Genomic DNA, 21,727 nt, shown 5'->3' with positions numbered 1-21,727 from the left:
ACCGGCGGGCGCGGTTGCTGACGGTGAAGTCCGCCACCACGGTCAGCCGAAGGAAACGAGCGCACCTCGTTCGTCGAACAGCGCCGTGCGTGCCCAGGCGATCTCCCAGCGATTGCCCTCCGGGTCAGCGATATAGGCGGAGCGCCCACCCCAGGATCGGTCGGTCGGTTCGGTCACGACTGTCGCACCCGCCTGGACCGCGGTGGCGAACGCCGTGTCGACCTGCTCGCGGTTGTCGACGTTGCAGGCCAACGTCACGCCGGACCAGCCACCAGCCGGCTCCGACACGCCGGACGCCGCCTCGGCCGCCAGTGCCGGCAGCGGATAGAGCGCGAGCAGCGCGCCGCCGAGCAGGAACGCCGACCAGGTCTCGTCGCTGACGGACAACTCCGACCAACCGAGCGCACGGTAGAACGAGCGCAGTGTGGGCAGGTCACGTGCGCCAATGGTCACGACCGACAGGCGGGAGGGCATAGCTGCCATGCAACCGATCATGCCCCAGCCGTACGACCGCCGGTCACCGGCGTCCGCTGCTCCTGTCGGGTACCCGACAAATGCCGGGCTGTCGGTGGTGGACTCACATTCATATCCTGACGTGTTCATCGTCGACTATGGACGTGGAGAGCCGTGGATCCTCGCCAGATACGCCGCTTGGCGGAGCAGTCCGCCAACTTCGGGTTCCTGAAGGACCATCCGCTGCTGGTCTGGTATGGCGCGGGCGCGGAATCGCTGATCTACGTCGATGCTCAGGCAGCGATGTTCAAGGCTCGCACGTTCGGCGATGTCCTCGCTCGTGACCTGGTCCGGCGCACTCAGGTCACCCCGGTCAGTAACAGCTTCTTCCATCAGGTGCAGGCCCTACACACCGCGGGTGCCCTCACCGCGAAGGTGTACGCCGCCTTCGATCGGCTGCGGGACACCGGCAACAAGGCCGTCCACGACCACCTGGGCGAGGTCCGCGAGGCGCTGGAGCTGCTGCGTACCTGCTTCGAGCTGGGAGTCTGGTATCACCGTGCGTTGACCGACGACCGTTCGCCCATTGGCTTCGTGCCGCCCACCCCGCCGCCAGCCCAGGTCCCCGCGTCGATCGCCGAGGGGCTGCGGGCCGAGATCGAGCGGTACAAGCAGGAGCTTGCCGAGACGAAGCTGTTGTTGGACGGGCAGCCGTCGCTGGCCCTGGCCAAGGCCCAGGCGACGGCCGCCGCCGAGCAGGCCGTGCGGGAGGCCGACGCCCGTCGTCCACAGGCCGCCGCGCTGCTCGCGAGCCTGGAGCCGGCCGTGGAGGCGGCGCAGCAGGCGTTCGACAGCGCGAAGCCGGCGAAGGTCTCCGCCGCCAAGCGGGAGGAGTTCATCAGCCGCGCCCGCCGCGCCTCCCAGGAGCCTCTGAACGAGGTGCAGACCCGGGCCGAGATCGACCGGCAGCTCATTGCCGCCGGCTGGCAGGTCCAGGACACCAACCAGCTCAACCTGTACGCCGGCCCGGGCGTCGCGGTGCGGGAGGTGACGCTGGCGACCGGTCGGGCCGACTACCTGCTCTACGTCAACCAGCGCCTGGTCGGCGTGATCGAGGCCAAGCGGGAGGGCACCGCCCCGCGCGGGGTCGAGGCGCAGCTCGACCGCTACCTCAACGGGCTCACCGCCGAGCAGCGGTTCAGCGCCTGGCGGCGGGACGCCGCCCTGCCCTTCGGGTACGTCGCCACCGGCACCGAGACCGCCTTCGTCAACCGGCTCGACCCGTTCCCGCGTACCCGTGAGGTCTTCTCCTTCCACCGGCCGGAGACGCTCGCGCGGTGGATGCGGGAGGCGGACGACGAGCCGGACGCGCCCACCCTGCGGGCCCGGCTGCGCCGGATGCCGGCGCTGGACCGGCTCGGCCTGCGTCCGGCGCAGGTCGACGCGGTCGAGGGGCTGGAACGGTCGCTCGCCGTGGACCGGCCCCGCGCGCTGATCCAGATGGCGACCGGTGCCGGGAAGACCTTCACCGCGGTCACCGCCAGCTACCGGCTGCTCAAGCACGCCCGCGCCCGCCGCATCCTCTTCCTGGTCGACCGGAACAACCTCGGCAAGCAGACCCTGCGCGAGTACGCCGGCTACCAGACCCCCGACGACGGCCGGAAGTTCACCGAGCTGTACACCGTCGACCGGCTCTCTGGTACCGGCATGCTCGACTCGTCGAACGTGGTGATCTCCACGATCCAGCGCCTGTACGGGGCGCTGCGGGGCACCGAACTGCCCGACGTGGACCTCGACGACCGGGCCTACGACAGCTACGACCTCGACGAGCCGGCCGAGGTCGGCTACAACCCGCAGCTTCCGCCGGAGACGTTCGACCTGATCGTGGTCGACGAGTGCCACCGCTCGATCTACGGCAAGTGGCGGGCGGTCATCGAGTACTTCGACGCCTTCGTGGTCGGGCTGACCGCGACGCCGGTCAAGCAGACCCTCGGCTTCTTCCAGCAGAATCTGGTCTCCGAGTACACCTACGAGCAGGCGGTCGCCGACGGGGTCAACGTCAACTTCGACGTGTACCGGATCAAGACGGAGATCACCGAGTCGGGGCAGAAGATCGAGGCCGGCACCGTCGTGCCGCTGCGCGACCGCCGCACCCGCGCCGAGCGCTACCAGGAGCTGGAGGACGACTTCACCTACGCCGGCCGGCAGGTCGGCCGGTCCGTCATCTCGAAGGGCCAGCTCAAGCTGGTGCTGGAGACCTTCCGGGATCGGCTGTTCGACGAGATCTTCCCCGGCCGTTCCACGGTGCCGAAGACGCTGATCTTCGCCTGCGACGACAACCACGCCGAGGAGATCGTGGCCATGGTCCGGCTGGTCTTCGGGCGCGGCAACGACTTCGTCAAGAAGATCACCTACTCCTCCCGCCGGGACGGCGACAACCCCGACACCCTCATCCAGGCGTTCCGCAACAGCCCGGAGATGCGCATCGCGGTCACCGTCGACATGATCGCCACCGGCACCGACGTACGGCCCCTGGAGTGCGTGTTCTTCCTCCGGCCGGTGCGCAGCGCCACCTACTTCGAGCAGATGAAGGGGCGTGGGGCGCGCACCATCGACCCGGCCGACTTCCAGTCCGTCACCCCGGACGCCGAGGTCAAGGACCGGTTCGTCATCGTCGACGCGGTCGGGGTCACCGAGGCCGACCTCGACGAGGCGGTGCCGCTGCAACGGCACACCGAGCAGCAGATCTCGCTGCGTGACCTGCTCCGCAAGGCCGGCACCCTGACCGCCAACCCCGACGAGGTGGCCACCCTCGCGTCCCGGCTGTCCCGGCTCGACCGGCAGCTCACCGACGACGAGCGTGCCGAGCTGGCCGAGCTGGGCGGGCAGCCGCTCACCGGCATCGTGCGCGGCCTGGTCGACGCCGTCGCCCCCGAACAGCTCAACCCGGCGACCCTGGCGGGGCCGGAGGCCGTACGCGACCTGCTGGCCGGCGCGCTGCGCCCGCTCGCGGCGAACCCGCAGCTACGCGAACGCATCCTGGAGATCCGCCGCGCGCACGACATCACCATCGACGAGGTCAACGTCGACCGGCTCGTGTCGGCGGCCGGGGTGCCGGCCGCCGAGCGCGCCCAGGTGACGGTGCGGAGCTGGCACGACTACCTGGAACAACACCGCGACGAGATCACCGCGTTGCAGGTCTTCTACGAGGGCAAGGGCCGGATCAGCTACGACCAGCTCAAGGAGCTGGCCGCCCGGATCGCCCGGCCCCCGCAGGCGTGGACGCCGGAGTCGCTGTGGAAGGCGTACGTCCTGCTCGGCCGGACCTCGGAGCAGGCCGGGCCGCGCGGGGTGACCGACCTGGTCGCCCTGATCCGGTACGAGCTCGGCATCGACCAGGAGTTACGCCCGTACCGGGCGTCCATTGAGGAGCGCTTCCGTGGCTGGCTGCTGCGGCAGCAGCAGGCGGGAGCCACGTTCACCGCCGACCAGGTGTGGTGGCTGGAAAGGATCAAGGACGTGATAGCGGTCAGCGTGGAAATCATGCCGGACGACCTGGAAGGAGCGCCCTTCACCGAACGGGGCGGCATCGACGGGTACGCGGGCGAATTCGGGGACCGCGCCGAGCCCTTGCTGGACGAGCTGAACGAGGAGCTGACCGCGTGACCGATCTGCCGCAGGGCTGGACGCGGGTGAGACTCGAGGAAGTCGCTGAAGTTCGTCTCGGTCGTCAGCGTTCGCCGAAGAACCACACCGGCAGCCAGATGCGCCCGTATCTCAGGGCGGCGAACGTGGACTGGAACGGTCTCAAGCTTGACGACGTCAAGCTGATGAACTTCACGGATGACGAAGCGGACATCTACCGGCTTCGCCCCGGGGACATCGTCCTCAGCGAGGCTTCTGGAAGTGCCGGTGAGGTTGGTAAGCCAGCTATCTGGAACGGTGAGATCGAAGACTGCTGCATCCAGAACACGCTACTCCGTGTTCGCAGTCACGGTCCTGAACCTCGCTTTTTGTTGCACCTTCTTCGCTATGAAGCGCTTCGAGGTGCTTTCATAGAACACTCGCGGGGAGTGGGCATTCACCATATCGGCGCTGCCCGGCTTGCGTCGTGGCTCGTGTTGCTGCCGCCGCTCGCCGAGCAGCGCCGCATCGTGGCCGCCATCGACGGCCACCTCTCTCGACTTGATGCAGGGGTAGACCTGCTTCTCAGGCAGTTGATGCGATTGCGTGGGCTGAAGAAGCGGCTGTTAATCGAGGCTGTTCCGCTGCGTGACGATGCTGGCTGGCGAACCCTGACGGTCGCTGATGCTGGACGGGTCGACCTTGGCCGCCAACGGCACCCGGACTGGCACACCGGTTCGCACATGCGCCCCTATCTGCGGGTGGCAAACGTGTTCGAGGACCGCATCGACACGGCTGACGTGATGGAGATGGACTTCCCGCCGGCCGTCTTCGAGAAGTTCAAGCTCTTGCCAGGTGACATCCTCCTTAATGAGGGCCAAAGCCCGGAACTGCTCGGTCGCCCGGCACTTTATCGCGGCGTTCCCGCAGACGTTGCCTTCACCAATAGTCTGCTGCGTTTCCGGGCCAGTCCTGAAGTCGATCCAGAGTGGGCGCTCTTGGTTTTTCGGCGCCATATGCATGCCGGACGCTTTTCTTCCGAGGTTCGCATCACTACCAACATCGCTCACCTCTCGTCGTCCAGATTCAAGTCGGTCGAGTTTCCGATCCCCCCGCTTGTCGAACAGCGAGAGATAGTGGCGCGTACCTCCGAGCGGCTATCGGGCGTGGAGAGGTTGATAGGCGCAATTGAGCGAGGCAGGCGACAGGCGGCGGCGCTACGAGCCTCGTTGCTCGCGGAGGCATTCGCCGGGCGACTCGTGCCGCAGGACCCGAACGACGAGCCCGCCTCCGAACTGCTCGCCCGGATCAGGGCCGAGCGGGCAGCCACCATCCCGAAGCAGCGCACCCGCTCTCGGCGTACCCCCAAGGAGCTGCCGGCTCCGCCGACCAGGGTGACCGGCGACGACTACCAGCAGGAGACCTTGCCACTGTGAGCACTGTGGATTCGCGCCGTCTGGTGCAGAAGCTCTGGAACTACTGCGACGTGCTGCGCGACGACGGCGTCTCGACCATCGATTACGTCGAGCAGTTGACCTACCTGCTGTTCCTCAAGATGGCCGACGAGCGGGCCAACCGGAAGCTCAAGCCGGAGCAGATCGTGCCCGACGAGCTGAGCTGGCAGACCCTGCTCGACGCCGAGGGCGACGCGCTGGAGGTGCAGTACCGGCACATCCTCACCGGGCTGGGCCGGGCAGAGGGCACCCTCGGCACTATCTTCCGCAAGGCGCAGAACAAGATCCAGGACCCGGCGAAGCTCAAACGGCTTATCGTCGACCTGATCGATAAGGAGCAGTGGTCGGGCACCGGGGTCGACGTCAAGGGCGACGCCTACGAGGAGTTGCTCGCCAAGGGTGCGGAGGACGCGAAGTCGGGTGCCGGGCAGTACTTCACCCCGCGTGCGTTGACCACCGCGATGGTTGACTGCATGCTGCCCACCCCTGACGACACGATCACCGACCCGGCGTGCGGCACGGGTGGCTTCCTGCTGGCGGCGTTCGAGCACATCCAGCGCCATCACGGCAGCTCGCTCACCCCGGACCAGCGGCGACGGCTCGCCAACGGCGCGATCTTCGGCACCGAGCTGGTCGACGGTACCGCGCGGCTGGCCGCGATGAACATGCTGCTGCACGGCATCGGCACCCCGAACGGGCCGTCGCTGATCGACGTGCGGGACGCGCTGGGCCGGGTGCCCGACCGGCGGGTCAGCCTGGTGCTCGCCAACCCGCCGTTCGGGCGCAGCTCGTCGATCCGCATGGTGGGGGAGGGCGGTCGGGCCGCCAGCCGGGGTGACGGTGAGGTCGACCGGCCTGACTTCTGGGCCACCACCGCCAACAAGCAGCTCAACTTCGTGCAGCACATCGCCTCGCTGCTGGAGATCGACGGCCGGGCTGCGGTCGTCCTGCCGGACAACGTGCTCTTCGAGGGCGGTGCGGGGGAGACCATCCGCCGCCGGCTGCTCAAGCAGTACGACCTGCACACCATGCTGCGCCTGCCCACCGGCATCTTCTACGCCGGTGGGGTCAAGGCCAACGTGCTCTTCTTCGAACGCAAGCGCGCCCGCGAGCAGCCGTGGACCCAACAGCTCTGGGTGTATGACTTCCGCACCAACCAACACTTCACGCTCAAGCAGAACCCGTTGCGCCGCGGGCACCTCCAGGACTTCGTCGACTGCTACCTGCCCGGCAAGGACCGGTCCGAGCGGGTGGAGACCGAGCGGTTCCGCGCCTTCTCCTACGACGAGCTGATCTCCCGGGACAAGGTAAACCTGGACATCACCTGGCTCAAGGACGCCTCCCTGGAAGACGCCGACGCGTTGCTGCCGCCCGAGGTGATCGCCCAGGAGATCGTGGAGGACCTTCAGGCGGCGCTGGCCGAGTTCGCCGCCATCGCCGAAGCCCTAAATGCCCGAGGTTTCGAACCTCGACCAAGGTCACGTGGGGAGGTGATCTGATGCCCGAGGCGCCGATCCGCGGTGACGGTTTCACGATCCAGCAGTTGTTCAGCCAGTTCCAGTTCCGGCTCGACCCCTACCAGCGGGAGTACAGCTGGGGTCGCGAGGACGTCAAGATGCTCGTCGACGACCTAACCGGACACTTCATCGAGGACTGGACGCCGGGCCATGATCGGCGGGAGGTGCGGCACTACCGGCCCTACTTCCTTGGGCCAATCGTCTACTACCGCGACGATGAGCTGGCGGCGCTCGTTGACGGGCAGCAACGGATTACCACACTCCACCTCCTGTTGCTTCAGCTGCGTCGCCTGGCGATCGAGGCCGATCGACTGGAGTACCAGAACGACATCGCCGCTTTGGAACCGCTAATCGCCGGTACGTCGTACGGGGAGCGAGCCTATGCGATCCGGTCGCAGGATCGGACTCCCGTGTTGGAGGCGATTTACGAGGACAAACCCTTCACGCTGCCAGCCGACGCCGGGCCTTCGGTGCAGAACCTGTACGAGCGAAGCCAGGAACTCCACGATCTCCTGCCCGAGTCCGTGCGCGATGAAGCTCTCCCCCTGTTCATTCACTGGCTGCTCAACCGCGTGTGCCTGGTCGGCATCAACGCCAACGACCGCCGCCAAGGCTGGGAAATTTTCGAGACGATGAACGACCGGGGGGTGCAGTTAGGCCCAGCCGATCTTCTCAAGAGTTTCCTATTGCGTAAGGCAAGTAATCGGGACAACCTGCCCCGCCTCGGTCAGGCATGGGGTCGGGTCCTGACGCGGATCGACAGCCGTGCGCCCCAAGCGGCGGCAAGGTTCCTCCAAGCGCTGCTGATTGGCCGGTACGCCGAGAGCGAGGACGAGGCGGCGGACGTCGCTGTTTCGTTCCACGGTTGGGTTCAGGAGAACCATGCCCGGCGGATGAGCCTCGTCAACGCACCTGATTTCGCCCGCTTCATCGAGCATGATCTGGTGCGTCTGGCCGAGCGCTACGCAACCCTGAACGCAGCCTCAACCGTTCTCGAGCCGGGGCTGGAGCCGATCTTCTACAACGCCAGGAACGAGCTCGACCAAATGCCGTTCCTGATGGCCGTGATCGATCCGGACGACTCCGACGCCCAGTTCCGAGACAAGTCGTTCCTGGTGGCTGCCTACCTCGATCTGGTCTTCATCCGGATGGCCGTGAACAATCGGATCACGAAGCTCGGGGCGCTGCACGGCGACCGGCTTCCGGCCCTGCTCGACCTGCGGGCCACTCGCGACATCGACGGCCTCGCCAAGGTGCTGGGGAGGCGGATCGCCCAGCTGGATGCCGACTTCACCGGGGTCAAGGGCTATGGCCTCCGGGCGGATAACCGTGCCCAGGTCAGGTACCTGCTGGCCCGGTTGACTGCGTTCGTGGAGATTGAAAGCGGCCGGCCGAACGAGATGGCTCGCTACCTGGACAAGGACGAGCCCTACGAGATTGAGCACATCTGGGCGAACAAGTTTGAACGCCACCAGCCCGAGGTGAGGACCGAAGCGTCCTTCCGGGTTAACCGCAACCGGGTCGGCGCGCTGTTGCTGCTCCGCAAGTCGCACAATGCCAGCTACCAGGATGCGCCCTATGAGAAGAAGATCGAATGGTATCGCAGTCAGAACCAACTGGCGGCCTCTCTGCATGAAGTGACACATCAGCGGAACAAGCCGTTCACGGACGGGGTGGTCAAGAAGCACCGGCTGGGCCAGCTCTTCCACCCGATGCCGCGCTTCGACCTGCCGGCGATCGAGACGAGGCAGCGGCTTTACGAGCGACTCTGTGAGATCATCTGGGATCCGGAAAAGCTCGGCTTCGTCCTCCCGCCGGGGGTCGGGGTGGTACCTGACCAGGCGGTGGAGTCCGAGCCGGAGATCCCTTTTCAGCGCGTTCCGGCGAGGGTCGCACGGCGGACTCGAGCCCACTTCGGCGGCGTCACGGTCGCCAAACTGGTCAGGGCAGGGACGCTCGGCGTAGGGGAGGAACTTCTCCTGACCTACAAGCGCGTCACGTACACCGCCCGGATCAACAGCGTGGGCCACATTTTGCTTGACGGTGGCGAGGCGTTCGAATCGCCTTCTCCGGCCGGCTCCACGGTCACTGGCAAGCCGACGATCAACGGCTGGAGCGCGTGGAAGGTACGCCGGAACGGGAAGCTGATGCCGTTGTTCGACATCCGTGCCGATGCGCTGCGTCGCGGTCTTCTCGAGGGGCCGGAATGAGGTAGCGATGCTCGCCTGTCCTGTCGCCGCACCGGTCGATCTCTGTGGCCGCAGTCAGCGGGCCCGCGCCCAGCCGAGGAAGCGTTCGGTCAGTTCTTCCGGCACGGCGTGCCCGTTGAGCTGCGACAGTTGCGCGCGCGCCTCGGCCATCAGCGTGCTCAGGTAGACCAGCAGGGCGGTGCGGTCCGCCCGGTACTCCACCAGCAGCGCCAGCCGGGCCGGCTGGCACGGCCACTCGGCCCCGCAGGCCCGGCACCGCCACAGTGGACGCATCGGCAGGTGTGGTCGCGTGCGGCTCATCGTCGGGATGCCTCCTCGCTGAGTGGGGCCGCCGCTGCCGGCATCGTTGGCGGTGGCGGCGGCCCCGGTGACAGGCGCGGTCGCCGGGCTGTCCCTCCACCGGCCGCGCCGTCCTCTGCGCAACACCCTGCTCTCCGTCGCCGGTCACCTACACCGCGTAGCGATATGGTCGTCAGAAATCCAGGACGTCTGACGGAGGTCTCATGAACGAGGCGTTGCGGGTGGCGCTCAACGAAACCGGGTTCACCACTGAGGCTCTCGCGGAGCGTGTGGGGGTGGATCCGAAGACCGTCGGACGGTGGCTCAGCGAGGGGCGGATCCCGCACGCCCGGCATCGGGTGGCGGCAGCCGACGTCCTCCGGAGGGACGTGGCGGACATCTGGCCGGACACATCGAGACGTCGCGAGCCCGTCTGGTTCCGTCCGTGACAGGAGATCGAGCGGGAGTCGGTGTCGCTGCGCTCGTTCGAACCCCTGGTGTTGCCCGGCCTGCTCCAGACCGAGGCGTACGCCCGGGCCGTGCTGTGGGAGGCCGGCCTCCTCCTGCGCGGCGACGTCGAGCGCCACGTGGCGGCTCGCCTGGCCCGGCAGGCCGTCCTGCGCCGCGACGATCCGCCGCAGTTCACCGCCGTGGTGGACGAGGCGGTGCTGCGGCGGCCGGTCGGCGGTCCCAGCACCATGCGCGAACAGCTGCTCTCCGTGGTGGCCGCCTGCGCCGAGCCGCACGTCCGGGTGCACGTGGTTCCGTCCACCGTGGGCGCATACGCCGGGCTGAACGGGCCGTTCGTCATCGCGACCTGTCCGGACCACCGCGTCGCCGGCTATCTGGACAATCAGTTGCAGGGGCAAGTCGTTAGCGATCCCGACGACATCACGGCCATGATGGCGGTGTGGGAGAACGTGCGCGGCGAGGCACTGTCCCACCGGCAGTCAGTCGACCTTCTCAGGGAAGTGGCGGAGACATGGAGCTGATCGGCGCGCGTTGGCGCAAGAGCAGCCGCAGCAGCGGCAACGGTGGCAACTGTGTCGAGGTCGCCGACAACCTGCCCGGGGTGGTCGCGGTCCGCGACTCCAAGGACCCGACCGGCCCGGCGCTGACCTTCACCCCGGACGCCTGGCGCACCTTCGTCAGTCGCATCAGCGACCGGCGACCCTGACGGGAGGAGGCCGGCCGCCGGCAGGGTTTCCGGACTCGGCCGCCGGATGGCCGCGCGCACGGTCACCGGGTGCGGCTGGCCAGATCTTCTCCGCGTACGCGAGGACGCTGATCATCTCCTTGCGCATCTGCTGATATTGGCTCGTCAGGTTGCCGGGGCTGCTGGCCCCGAGATCGCCGTGAGTTGACCGTCGATCGTGTCCAGCAGTTCCTCCGCGCCGAGCTGGAGATCGGTGGCGGCCATCTTCACCTCCTGGTCGTTCGTCCGATAGGACGGTTTGTGCTCCTGGAGCGACTTCACGTTACCGACACGTAACTTGTCATTGACGGATGCGAATGGAGCCGATCATCATCGATCCACGATCGATCGGATTCCACCCACCGTTCCCGGCTCCCGGGTACCTCCCACCGGAGGTGCAGCCATGCTGCTCCGAACGATCCTCGCGGCCACCGCCGCCGTCACCGCGCTGCTCGTCCCCGCCACCGCCGCCCACGCCGCCCCGGAACGATCCACCACCGGCCGGTCTGCCGCTTTCGGCGGACCGTCGATCTCCGCCGCCGGCGCGAACCCGGTCATCGTCGTCGGTGGCCTGATGGGTGTCAGCATCGCGTACGAGCCGATCGTCGCGCGGCTGCGCGCCGACGGCTTCCGCGTCTCGATCTACCAGCTTCCCGGTCTCGGCTTCGGTGACATCAGGGAATCGGCCCGGGCGTTCCAGGGGTACGTCGAGCAGGTACGGTCCCGTACCGGAGCCGCCCGGGTCGACATCGTCGCCCACTCCGAGGGCGGCCTGGTCTCCCGCTGGTACGTGAAGTTCCTCGGCGGCGTCGACACCGTCGGCCGTTACGTCAGCCTCGGCAGCCCACAGCACGGCACGTACGTCGCCAACATCCTGAAGGTGGTCGGCCTGGGCAGCTGCGCGGGCGTGCCGGCCTGCCAACAGATGTCCATCGGTTCGGACTTCCTGGCCAGCCTCAACGGCGGCGACGACACCCCCGGCGCGATCCGCTGGCACACGATTCGCACCCGGCAGGACGAGCTGGTGCGCCCGGTGGACAACGCCGTGCTCGCCGACGGTGCCACCAATCTGCTGATCCAGGGCTCCTGCCCGCTGCGGGTGGTCAACCACCTGGGTCTGGTCCTCGACGGCACCACCTACACCGCGGTCCGTCAGATGCTCACCGACCGCCCCGTCGCCCCCGACTGCCACGCCCTCTGAACCCGTCCCGGCGCTGCGGGCGGGGGCGTCCGCCCCTGCCCGCGCTGGTCAGGCGACTCCGTTGTTGGTGATTTCCAGGTTGTAGGCCCTGGTCCCCTTGTAGTTGAAGACCCAGATGTTGAGTGGGGTCTCCTCGGGCCACATGTCCCACTGGAACGACTCGCAGTGGCCGTTGTTCGACGGATCCGAGATCAGGACCTCGTCATCGAGGTTGTTCTGGTTGCGGATGATCGCCCGGGTTCCCATGCCGTCGGTGGTGTTGTCGCAGACAGTGATCTTCTCGTAGCCCGGATGCCCGGCCAGGTCGGCGTCGAAGAACACCCCGTCCCGGCCGTTGCTGGTGTAGAACCAGCCGACGTTGCGTGACGCGAAAGCCGGCGTGCCGGCGCCGATCACGGCGACCGCGGTTGTCGCCACAATCGCGGTGATGCTGCGTACCGAATTCATGTGATAGATCATTGTCGTTGTCTGCGGTCAGCGGAGTCCCGGTGCGCATCAGCTACCCAAGGCACATGAACCTGCCGAAACGGGTGAGGCTCCCGCGGGTCGGGCCATGGTGGTGAGGCGGTGGGCGAGCTGGGCGGCGGCCTCCCGCAGCTCCGGAGGATGCAGCACCTCCGCCTCGAAACCCAGCCGGGCCACGTGCAGGGCAAGCCAGCCCAGGTCGTCTCCGCCCACGACGAGCACGCACCAGCCGTCCCGATCGTCCTCGACGCGCCCCAGCTGGGGCGGCACCAGCTCCCGCACCTGTTCCGGCCGGGCGTGCAGCCGCACCCGGGCCAGATGCCGGTACGGCGCCCCGGTCACCGACCGCTGCACGTAGGCGACCGGGTCCGGATGGTCCCCCGGCCGGAAGCGCCAGGTCGTCGCCGTCACCGCGCGCATCCGATCCAGCCGGAAGGTGCGCCAGTCGTCGCGCTCCACGTCCCGGGCCATCAGGTACCAGCGGCGGCCGGTGGTGACCATGCGCACCGGCTCGACCGTGCGCTCCTGCTCCCCACCGTCGCGGCCGGCGTACCGGAACCGCACCCGCACCGCGTCGCGACAGGCCCGCGCCAGCGTCACCAGCAGTTCCGCGTCGATCTCGACTCCGGGGCCGACGAGGGTCTCGGTGGCCCCGTGCACCGCCCGCACCTCGGCACGGAGCCGGGGCGGCATCACCTGGTCGAGCTTGGCGAGCGCCCGCAGGGCTGCCTCGCCCGCCCCGGCGACCGTGCCCCCCGAGGCCAGCCGCAGGGACACCGCCGTCGCGATCGCCTCCTCGTCGTCGAGGAGCAGCGGCGGCAGCCGGGTGCCCGAGCCGAGCTGGTAACCGCCACCGACACCCGCCGTGGCGTGCACCGGATAGCCGAGCGCCCGCAGCCGCTCCACGTCGCGACGCACGCAGCGGTCGGTGACGCCCAACTCGGCGGCGAGTTCGGCGGCCGTCCAGGAGGGCCGACGCTGCAGCAGCCCCAACAACCGCAGCACCCGTTCGGTGGTCCCCTCGACGGTCACCCGTTCATCGTTCCACGGATCACGGAACGATCCTGTCCGCTATGGTCGGGAGACTGGTGCCATGACCGACCCGAAAGGGAACCCACCGCGCGAGCAGCTCGGCCGGTGCGACCTCAACCAGCCCAACAACCAGCAGATTCGACGGGGGATGAGCTGACATGGCCCGCGAGATCCAGGTCACCTTCGACTGCGCCGACCCGGCCGGGTTGGCGGCGTTCTGGGCCGAGGCCCTCGGCTACCGGTTGCCGGACCCGCCCGGAGGATTCGAGTCGTGGGAGCAGGCGCTGGAGGCGATGGGCGTACCGCCCGAGCGTCGCAACGACGCGGCGGCGGTGGTCGACCCCGACGGCTCCGGGCCACGGCTGTTCTTCCAGCGAGTGCCGGAAGGCAAGCAGGTCAAGAACCGCGTACACCTTGACGTGCGGGCGGCACCCGGACTGCAGGGTGACGCGCGGATGGCGGCCCTGGAGGCGGAGGCCGAGCGGCTCGTCTCCCACGGTGCCACCCGGCTGCGCCGCCACGAGCCGGCGCCGCCACTCGGCACCGGTCACATCGTGCTGGCCGACCCCGAGGGCAACGAGTTCTGCCTCGACTGATCCGCTCACGCGGTCAACCGACGCGCCGGATCACCACCAGTGCCTGGTCGTCGTCGGAGGCGGACAGCTTGCCCAGGATCGCGTCGGCGATCGCCCCGACCGGCTGGTCACGTACCGGCACGATCACCTCGTGCAGCGCGGTCACCCCCGCGTCGTACGGCTGGTCGCGTCGCTCCACCAGCCCGTCCGTGTACGCCACCATCAGGTCGCCCGGGCCGAACGGCACCGTGGTCACCGGCACCGGCTCGCGGACCAGACCCAGCGGCAGCGCGGAGGCGGTGGCCACCGACCGGGGCGGCTCTCCGGCGGGCACCAGCACCGGATGCGGGTGCCCGACCCGGGCCACCGTCACCTCGCCGGCCGCCGGGTCCACCACCATCGCCAGGCAGGTGCCGAGGAACCCCACCCCGAGCAGTTCGGTCAACCGGGGGAACACCTCGGCCAGCGGCACCCCGGTGCGGATCAGGGTGTTCACCACGGTCCGCAGCTGGGCCATGTCGGCGGCGGCCTCCACCTGGTGGCCCACCACGTCGCCGACCACCACCGCGAGCCGGTCGCCGTCGAGCGCGATCAGGTCGTACCAGTCTCCGCCGAGGTGCAGGCCACTCATCGCCGGCTGGTAGCGGGTGGCGATCTCCAGGCTGGCCGGGATCCGGGTGGCCGAGGTGCGCAGCCGCCCCGCCAGCCGGGTCACCAGATTGTGTTCGGCGGCGGCCAGCCGGACCCGCTCCAGGGTCTGCTCGCACAGGTCGGCGATGGTGTTGAGCAGCGCCAGGTCACCGTCGCGCAGCGGGTGTTCCCGACGCCACCCGAAGGCCAGCGCGGCGATCGGCTGGCGCTGCGCGTCCAGCAGCGGCAGCGCCACCGTGGTGACGATCCCGTGCCCGTCGACCGGGTCGGCCTGCCCCGGAAACCGCGCCGCGAACTCGGCCCGGTCCCGCAGGACGATCCGCTCGCCGGTACGCAACGCCGCGACGGTCGGTCGGGGATCGTCGACGGCCAGCTCGGTGGAGGTCACCGCCGTGGTGCCCGGCACCGCCTGGCACCACAGCCGCACCCGGCGTCCCTCGTCCCGCATCGCCAGCTCCGGCAGCGCCGCGAACAGCGCACGAGGCGCGGCGGTCAGGATCACCTCGATCGCCTCGGCGGTGGAGCGGGTGACGCTGAGCCGGGCCGCCAACTCGGCCATCGCCTGCGTCGAGCCGCTCAGTTCGGCCCGCTGCAACGCCTGGCTGCACAGCCCGGCCACGGCGTACAGCAGGCTGCGCCGCGCCTCGTCCTCGCGGTGACCGTGACCGTTCTGCGCCGGGTCGACGGCCGGCCGCTCCCACCGCACCTCCAGCGCGCCGAGCACCCCACCGTCGCCGTAGCGCAGCGGCAGGCAGGTCCCCGCGCCGGCGGGCAGCGGCACCTCGGCGTTGTCCCGCACGGCCCGGGCCAGCGGCACGTCGGCGGTCACCGGCAGCCGCTGCGGCCCCGCCCCGTCGGACACCTCCAGCGTCGTCGCGCCGGGCGGTGCGACGGCCAGACGTACCAGCTGCGCCCCGACCACCGCCGGGGCCAGGGACGTGACCACCTCGACCACCGCGCGACCCTCCTGCGCGGAGCTGAGCGCCCCGGCGAGCCGGGCCAGCCCCTCGGCCTGCCGCAGCGCACGCTGCCGGTCGCTGATGTCCCGGCCGACCGTGGCGACGAACGCGGCGGTGTCCCGGCCGTCCCCGGCCGTCACGGTGAACGTCTGGTGGTCCACGTCGAGCTGCTCGCCGGTGTCCAGCCGGACCAGCCGGCTCTCCGTCCGGTGGTGCCCCTCCCGCAGCGCGGCCGGGATCAGCTCCCGGCGCCACACCTCCCGCACCTGCGGCGCGGCGAAGTCCAGCAGCCGCAGGTCGTCCAGGCACACCCCGTCGGTCAGGCCGACGAACTCCCGCCCGGCCGGGTTGACGTAGACCGCCCGTCCGTCCGGGGCGGCCACCGCGATGAAGTCGCCGGAGCGCTCCACCAGGGCCTGGAACAGCCGCAGCTCCGCCTGGGCGGCCCGCTCGGCGCTCAGGTCCAGCGCGTACGCCAGCCAGCGCAGCGGTTGCCCGCGCAGCGCGACCACACCGATCTGCACCGGCACGGCGTGCCCGTCGGCGTGCCGGTACTCCTTGTCGTAGGCGCGGGCCCGGCCGGTGGCGCGCAGCTCCGCCAGGGCGCGGGCGTCAGCTTCCTCCCAGCCGGGAGGGGTGAGCGTGCGCCAGTTCAGCCGACCGGCGGCGACGTCGGCGGCGGTGTGGCCGAGCATGGTCAGAAACGCCTCGTTGGCCTCGGTGACCCGGTCCTCCTCGCCGCCGTAGACGGCGAGCACGTCGGTGGCGGCCAGCCGCTCGTAGCGGGTCCGTTCCTCGTTCAGCGCCTCCAGCAGCCGGGTGCGTTCGGTGACGTCGACGATGGCGAAGCCCAGCCCCACCAGCTCGTCGGTGTCGGCGATGCGGATCGGGAAGTAGCTCGCCACCAGGTTCCGCCGGGCCTGGTCCGGGCCGCTGGCCGGGGTGGTGAACTCGACGCCCAGGATCGGCCCCCGCGCCAGCGCCTGGCGCATCAGCTCCTCGATCCGCGCGCCGTACGTCGGGATCACATCGCGGGGTCGGCGCCCGAGGTGCCCGGCCACCGGCACCCGGTGCATCCGGGCCAGCGCCGGGTTGACCTGCACGTAACGCAGGTCGGTGTCGACCATCCCGAAGCCGACCGGCGCGGTGTCCAGCAGGGACACGCTGATCGCCATGGTCCGCCGGGCCGCGGCCTCGGCCACCACCCGGTCCTCGATGTCGTAGATGGTGCCGATCCACTCGGTGATCGCGCCGTCGGCGTCACGGAGGCTGGCCGCGCGGACCGCGAAGTGCCGGTACGCCCCGTCCGGGGCGTGCCAGAGCCGGCCCTCCGCCTCGAACAACGGCGCCTGGCTGGCCAGTGCCTCCCGCCAGGCGACCTCAATGCGGGGCCGGTCGTCGGGGTGCAGCGCCGACCCCCAGCCGCTGCCCCGGTACTGCGTCCAGCACTGGCCGGTGTAGGCCTCCCAGGAGGGCTGCGGTTCGATGATCAGCCCGACCGCGTCGGCGGTCCAGATCACCGCGGTGGACGCCTCCACCAGGGTGCGGAACCGCCGGTCGGCGGCGTGGTGCGGTGCGGCCCGGGCGTCCCGCGAGTGGGAGCCGTCGGGCCGGCTGGGTCCGGAGGGGGAGTCCGTCACGTCGGCACCTCCACTCACCGGCTCAGGCGCTTCCCCACCATTCGGACGGTACCAGCGCCGGGCGGTGCCGGAACTTTGATCATGAGCTCGTGGTCCACACCAACCCGGAACGTCCGCCCCCCGACGATCCGGCGACCGCCGACGCGAATCCGGTCATCGTGGTCGGGGACCTGATCGGCGACCGGGTCCGGGCAGGCGCGAGGGCTGTTCCGTTGCCGGCCGGTGGTAGGAAGGGTGGATGCTCCCTGTCGGGATGCTCGGCGGGGTGAGTGGGGAGTCCAGCGCCCACTACTACCGACCGCGTCCGCCGTCACCGCCGCGTTGCACGACAGGACGGCGAACTCGGGAGCTGGCGCAGCCTGACCTCAGCAGGGCCGCCGTCCGCCGAAGGGGCAATGGCGGCCGAAGAGGCAGTGGCGGCCGGGCAACCACCGGTGTGCGACAGGCAGCTCGACGACAGCACGTCGTCGGACGTTGCTTCCATCGACCAATCTGCGGCGGTTGATCGCACGGTTGTCAGGCGCGCTATCATCGACTCCGCCTGTGAGTGCGACGCTGATCGCCAGCCGCGGGTCTGCCCGCCGCCGAGCCGGGAATGTGATGCGCCCCGCTACCAACCTCCCGCCCCTTCAGGAGCGGGAGGATCACGTCCGCGACCTCGTGGCCGCCGCCGTCACTGCCGACGCGGCCACCGGCGGCCGGATCATGGTTGTGGAGGGCCCAGCCGGCATCGGGAAGACCCGGTTGCTCGCCGATGTCAACGACCGACTGCGGCAGCTGGAGCACCGCACCGCACTGGCTGGCGGCCGGCCGCTGGAGAACGACTTCGCCTATGGCGTGGTGCGGCGGCTGTTCGAGCCGATGTTCGCCAGCGATCCGGTCCTCCCGGCGCGCGATGCTCTCTTCACCGGCGCGGCGGCGAAGGCCGCGTCCGTGTTCAGCGCCAGAGCGGCCGGCCCCGTCGGAGATCTGGCCGTGTTGCACGGCCTCTACTGGCTCGTGGTCGGCGTGTGTGCGGAGGCACCGCTGGCGATCATCATCGATGACGTCCAGCACGCCGACCAGCCGACGCTGCGTCTGCTCGCCTACCTGCGACCCCGGCTGGACGGGCTGCCGCTCACCCTGATCCTGGCGTTGACCTCCGGTGCGCCCGTGTCCGACCCGCTTGCCGAGATTCTGCAGTCGCCGGTGACCACATTCGTGCGGCCAGGGCCGCTGAGCCCGGCCGGCGCGGCGGCCGTTCTAAGTGCCATCTTCGGCACCCGCCCTGATGACGACTTCGTCGCCGCCTGTCACCAGAGCACCGGGGGCAGCCCGCTTCTGCTCACCGAGCTGGCCCGAAGCTGCCTTGAGCACGACATCGCACCGGTGGCCGGCAGCGCCGGCCGGGTGGGTGACGTGCGTCCGCCGCACCCCGCCTCCCGGGTCGCCGACCACCTGAACGCACTACCGTCCGATGTGGTGGCGGTGGCGCATGCCGTCGCCGTGCTCGGCGACGAGGCCGACCTGCCGGCCGTGGCCGCAGTCGCCGGGGTCACCGTGGAGACGGCGGCGGTCGCCGCCGACCGGCTGCTGCGCAGCCAACTACTGGTGTACGCACCGGGCAACGGCCGGCTGGCCTACCCGCACCAACTGTTGCGCACGGTGGCCTACGAACATGCCAGCCCCGACCGGCGACACGAGGGGCACCGGGCGGCGGCGCTGCATCTGGCCGCCGTGGGGGCGGAGCCGGAGCTCATCGCCGCCCACCTCCTGCGTGTGCCGCCCCGGCTGGTACCGGAGGCCGGCCCGCGACTCAGGCACGCCGCTGAGACGGCGCTGGGCCGCGGATCGCCCGAAGTCGCATACACGTACCTGCGTCGGGCGCTGCCGGAGGTCACCGACGAACGCGTCCGCGCCGAACTGCTGGACCAGCTCGCGGGCGTGGCGATGCAGACCGACGTGGTCGCGGCCGCGCGCTACGGCGAGGAGGCGCTCGATCTGGCGGCGTCGCCGGGTGCCCGGGCCCAGATCGGGCTGCGGTTGGGCGAGGCACGGCTGTTCCAGGGCGACACCGCTGGTGCGGTGCGCGCCTGGCGAACGGCACGGCGCGCGCTCGTCGACGCCGGTGAGCCCACCGAGTTGGCCGGGCTGGGCAGCGCCCTCGACGCGTACCTGGTCAACGTGACCGTTCTGGAGCCGAACCAGCTGCACCTGATGGACGAGGTCGCGCCGCCCGTGGCTGGCGGACCACTGCCGACAGTCGGCGGGCGCGCGCTGGACTGCGTGCTGTCCCTGCGCGCGGCGTTCGAGGCGCGCCCGGAAGCCGCCGCCCTGGCCGGCGGCGGGCTTGCCGACGGACTGTTGGTGCGCCACGGCACCGGCGACAGTCCGCTGGTGTGTGGCTGGCTCACCCTGCTGGCCGCCGAGAGCGACCAGGCAGCCGCCAGCATCGCCCATGCCAGGCGGGAGGTCTACCGACAGGGCAGTGTCCGGGCCTATGGTCCGGTCCACGCCTTCGCCGCGCTCGAAGAACTGTGGCGGGGCAACCTGGCCGACGCCGAACGGGAGGCGCGGGCAGCCGTCGAGGCGGTCGAAAGTTCCGGCGTGCGGCTGGGCCGGCTGTTCGTGGCTCCGTTCCTGGCCGACATCCTGGCCGAACGCGGTGACCTGGCTGGTGCGCAGGCGGCGCTGGCGTGGGCCGGGCTGCCGGAGGAGCCGCCGCCCGTAGGGCCGATGTACTTCTTTCTCGACACGCGAGCCCGGCTGCTTCGTCGGACGGTGGGCGGGGAGCGGGCGCTCGCGGCGGCGCTCGACGCCGGGCGGCGCTTCCGCGCCTTCGGCGCGGACAACCCGGCGTTCGTGCCCTGGCGCAGCGAGGCGGCCCGCACGCTGCATCAGATGGGGCGTACGGCGGAGGCGATGCGGCTGGCGATGGCCGAGGTGGAACTGGCTCGGCGGTGGGGAGCGCCCCGGCCGTGGGGCCGCGCGCTACGCGTCGCCGGTGTGGTGCTCGGCCCGCACGACGGGCTGGACCTGCTCTGCGAGGCGGTTGACGTGTTGGCCGGCTCGCTGGCCCGGCTGGAGTATGCCAAGGCCCTGGTCGAGCTGGCCGGGGCGGCGCACCAGCACGGTCGGCGCGGCTGGGCGCGCGAGCTGCTCGACACGGCCCGGGAAGTCGGATCGCAGTGTGACTGCCCGCCGTTGCTGCGCCGGGTCGACGCCATGTTGGCCGTGGTGGGGCGCCGACCGGAGACCCGGGTTGGTGTCTCGGCCGTGTTGACCGCGAGTGAGCGACGGGTAGCCGAGTTGGCGGCCACCGGCCTGTCGAATCGTCAGGTTGCCGAATCGCTGTTCGTGACGCCGAAGACGGTGGAACTGCACCTCACCAACGTGTACCGCAAGTTGGGCATCAACGGTCGGGTGGGGCTGGTGACGGCTCTCGCCGCGCACGGTGGTCGGTCAACCTAGGCCGGCGAGGATGGCTCGGATGGCTGTTACTCCGCAGTGGAGTTCTTCGTCGGCCAGGTGGCCGAAGGCCAGCACGATGCCGCCGGGTGGGTTGGTGGGATTGATCCGGTAATAGGTGGTCAGTGGGGTTACGGCTACGCCGAGTGTGGCGAGTTGGGCCGTCATGGTGGTGGCCAGGTGTGGCGGCAGCAGCAGCGTCGCGGTCGAGCCGCGGGGGCCGATGATGACGCGGGCGGGTGGTGGCAGTGGGTCGAGTGCGGCTCGTATCTGTGCGCGTCGTTCGGCGAAGAGTCGGCTGATTCGGGTGGCGCGGTGTGCGAGTACGCCGTCGCGTAGTAGTCGGGTGTAGGCGGTTTGGGTGGTGCGGGCGACCCGGGTGTCGTCCTCGTTGATCAGGTTGGTGATGCGTGGGCCGAGTTCGGGTGGTACGACGAGGTAGGCCAGGCCGGGGGGAGCGAGGCTGTCGCCGATCGTGCCGGCCATGGCTACCTGCTGGCCGCCGGTGAGGCTGAGGAGTGCGGGTAGCGGCAGGCCGTTACCGGAGGTGGCTTGTTCGGTGCTGATGTCGACGAGGTATCCGCCGGTGCGGGTGGCCCAGTCGACGAGGGCGTGACGTCGGTGCAGTGGTAGTACGGTGCCGAGTGGGTGGTTTCCCTCCGCGAATACGACCGCGACGTCGGCGGTGTCGGTGGGTTCTGGGATCGTGTTCTCTGGTAGGGCGGTGACTGTCCAGCCGGCCTGTCGTGCGGCGAGTACCGGGTAGGCGGGTGCGGGTTGTTCGATGGCGATGCGGCGGTTGTTTGTGGGTGTCTGGCCGATGGCTTCGAACAGCAGCCAGCAGGCTTGTCGTAGGCCGGCGGCCACGATGACCTGGTCGGTGTCTACGGCGATGCCCCTGGTGCGGCGTAGGTGTGCGGCGATGGCTTCTCGGAGGGCGGGCAGGCCCAGGGTTGCGGTTTTCTCCAGCGGGGGTTGGTAGCTGGCTTCGCGCCAGGCGGCGCGCCAGGCGGCCAGGGGGAACG

Annotated in this window: 14 protein-coding genes and 1 pseudogene; 9 read left to right on the top strand and 6 right to left on the bottom strand. The window is 69.9% G+C overall.

The window, feature by feature from the left end:
* Positions 1–42: 42 nt before the first annotated feature.
* Positions 43–483: a VOC family protein gene (locus E1166_RS02550; protein WP_132335426.1), complete on the bottom strand. Its 441-nt coding sequence runs from the start codon at positions 481–483 to the stop codon at positions 43–45.
* 168 nt (positions 484–651) lie between these two features.
* On the opposite strand from E1166_RS02550, the gene E1166_RS02545 reads away from it, so the two are divergent.
* Genes E1166_RS02545 through E1166_RS02530 form a run of 4 tightly spaced genes read left to right on the top strand, consistent with a single transcriptional unit; the run spans position 652 to position 9,258 of the window.
* Positions 652–4,119 carry a DEAD/DEAH box helicase family protein gene (locus E1166_RS02545; protein WP_207913956.1) on the top strand — a complete coding sequence of 1,156 codons (3,468 nt, stop codon included), beginning with the start codon at positions 652–654 and terminating at the stop codon, positions 4,117–4,119.
* Positions 4,116–5,513 (top strand): restriction endonuclease subunit S, encoded by a 1,398-nt coding sequence (locus tag E1166_RS02540; protein WP_207913955.1) that lies wholly within the window; start codon positions 4,116–4,118, stop codon positions 5,511–5,513. Before E1166_RS02545 ends, E1166_RS02540 begins: the two co-directional genes overlap by 4 nt.
* Entirely contained in the window at positions 5,510–7,030 is a 1,521-nt protein-coding gene (locus E1166_RS02535; protein WP_132335422.1) for a class I SAM-dependent DNA methyltransferase, read from the top strand. The genes E1166_RS02540 and E1166_RS02535 overlap by 4 nt, the downstream gene beginning before the upstream one ends.
* The gene (locus E1166_RS02530) at positions 7,030–9,258 is read left to right on the top strand and encodes a DUF262 domain-containing protein (RefSeq protein WP_132335420.1); all 2,229 of its coding nucleotides are present in this window, start codon (positions 7,030–7,032) and stop codon (positions 9,256–9,258) included. Before E1166_RS02535 ends, E1166_RS02530 begins: the two co-directional genes overlap by 1 nt.
* Before the next feature lie 54 nt (positions 9,259–9,312).
* Here E1166_RS02530 and E1166_RS02525 read toward each other — a convergent pair whose 3' ends face one another.
* Positions 9,313–9,558: a flavin reductase gene (locus E1166_RS02525; protein ID WP_132335418.1), complete on the bottom strand. Its 246-nt coding sequence runs from the start codon at positions 9,556–9,558 to the stop codon at positions 9,313–9,315.
* A gap of 203 nt (positions 9,559–9,761) precedes the next feature.
* Between E1166_RS02525 and E1166_RS02520 the strand changes: the two are divergent.
* The 3 genes and pseudogenes from E1166_RS02520 (at position 9,762) to E1166_RS02510 (ending at position 11,933) form a co-directional block, all read left to right on the top strand.
* Positions 9,762–10,529, top strand: a pseudogene (locus E1166_RS02520) (helix-turn-helix transcriptional regulator).
* Entirely contained in the window at positions 10,520–10,714 is a 195-nt protein-coding gene (locus E1166_RS02515) for a DUF397 domain-containing protein (protein ID WP_132335416.1), read from the top strand. Before E1166_RS02520 ends, E1166_RS02515 begins: the two are co-directional and overlap by 10 nt.
* Positions 10,715–11,135: 421 nt before the next feature.
* Positions 11,136–11,933, top strand: coding sequence for an alpha/beta fold hydrolase (locus tag E1166_RS02510; RefSeq protein WP_132335414.1), 798 nt, complete (start codon positions 11,136–11,138; stop codon positions 11,931–11,933).
* Between the two features lie 48 nt (positions 11,934–11,981).
* Here E1166_RS02510 and E1166_RS02505 read toward each other — a convergent pair whose 3' ends face one another.
* Complete coding sequence (locus E1166_RS02505) at positions 11,982–12,380, bottom strand: hypothetical protein (RefSeq protein ID WP_132335412.1); 399 nt, start codon at positions 12,378–12,380, stop codon at positions 11,982–11,984.
* Positions 12,381–12,428: 48 nt separating this feature from the next.
* Complete coding sequence (locus E1166_RS02500; RefSeq protein WP_132335410.1) at positions 12,429–13,430, bottom strand: YafY family protein; 1,002 nt, start codon at positions 13,428–13,430, stop codon at positions 12,429–12,431.
* Between the two features lie 158 nt (positions 13,431–13,588).
* Between E1166_RS02500 and E1166_RS02495 the strand changes: the two genes are divergently transcribed.
* Positions 13,589–14,026: a VOC family protein gene (locus E1166_RS02495; protein ID WP_132260673.1), complete on the top strand. Its 438-nt coding sequence runs from the start codon at positions 13,589–13,591 to the stop codon at positions 14,024–14,026.
* A 13-nt stretch (positions 14,027–14,039) separates the two neighbouring features.
* Here E1166_RS02495 and E1166_RS02490 read toward each other — a convergent pair whose 3' ends face one another.
* Positions 14,040–17,255: a SpoIIE family protein phosphatase gene (locus E1166_RS02490; RefSeq protein ID WP_165944221.1), complete on the bottom strand. Its 3,216-nt coding sequence runs from the start codon at positions 17,253–17,255 to the stop codon at positions 14,040–14,042.
* A gap of 600 nt (positions 17,256–17,855) precedes the next feature.
* Between E1166_RS02490 and E1166_RS02485 the strand changes: the two genes are divergently transcribed.
* Positions 17,856–20,705, top strand: coding sequence for a LuxR C-terminal-related transcriptional regulator (locus tag E1166_RS02485; protein WP_132335406.1), 2,850 nt, complete (start codon positions 17,856–17,858; stop codon positions 20,703–20,705).
* Here the strand turns inward: E1166_RS02485 and E1166_RS02480 are convergent.
* Positions 20,697–21,727 (bottom strand): aminotransferase class I/II-fold pyridoxal phosphate-dependent enzyme (locus tag E1166_RS02480; RefSeq protein ID WP_132335404.1); only part of this gene is annotated, 1,031 nt, incomplete at its 5' end. The two genes, E1166_RS02485 and E1166_RS02480, sit on opposite strands and share 9 nt — an antisense overlap.

It is taken from the genome of Micromonospora sp. KC213, assembly GCF_004348325.1.
Taxonomy (GTDB): Bacteria; Actinomycetota; Actinomycetes; order Mycobacteriales; family Micromonosporaceae; genus Micromonospora.
Note: the sequence above shows the minus strand (reverse complement) of the source record. Positions and strands in the feature narration are given on the sequence as shown.

Excerpts from the sequence above, each read along its gene's own strand:
- E1166_RS02550 (WP_132335426.1), bottom strand. The coding sequence starts at position 483 with ATGGCAGCTATGCCCTCCCGCCTGTCGGTCGTGACCATTGGCGCACGT.
- E1166_RS02530 (WP_132335420.1), top strand. The coding sequence starts at position 7,030 with ATGCCCGAGGCGCCGATCCGCGGTGACGGTTTCACGATCCAGCAGTTG.
- E1166_RS02525 (WP_132335418.1), bottom strand. The coding sequence starts at position 9,558 with ATGAGCCGCACGCGACCACACCTGCCGATGCGTCCACTGTGGCGGTGC.
- E1166_RS02515 (WP_132335416.1), top strand. The coding sequence starts at position 10,520 with ATGGAGCTGATCGGCGCGCGTTGGCGCAAGAGCAGCCGCAGCAGCGGC.
- E1166_RS02510 (WP_132335414.1), top strand. The coding sequence starts at position 11,136 with ATGCTGCTCCGAACGATCCTCGCGGCCACCGCCGCCGTCACCGCGCTG.
- E1166_RS02505 (WP_132335412.1), bottom strand. The coding sequence starts at position 12,380 with ATGAATTCGGTACGCAGCATCACCGCGATTGTGGCGACAACCGCGGTC.
- E1166_RS02495 (WP_132260673.1), top strand. The coding sequence starts at position 13,589 with ATGGCCCGCGAGATCCAGGTCACCTTCGACTGCGCCGACCCGGCCGGG.
- E1166_RS02485 (WP_132335406.1), top strand. The coding sequence starts at position 17,856 with ATGCGCCCCGCTACCAACCTCCCGCCCCTTCAGGAGCGGGAGGATCAC.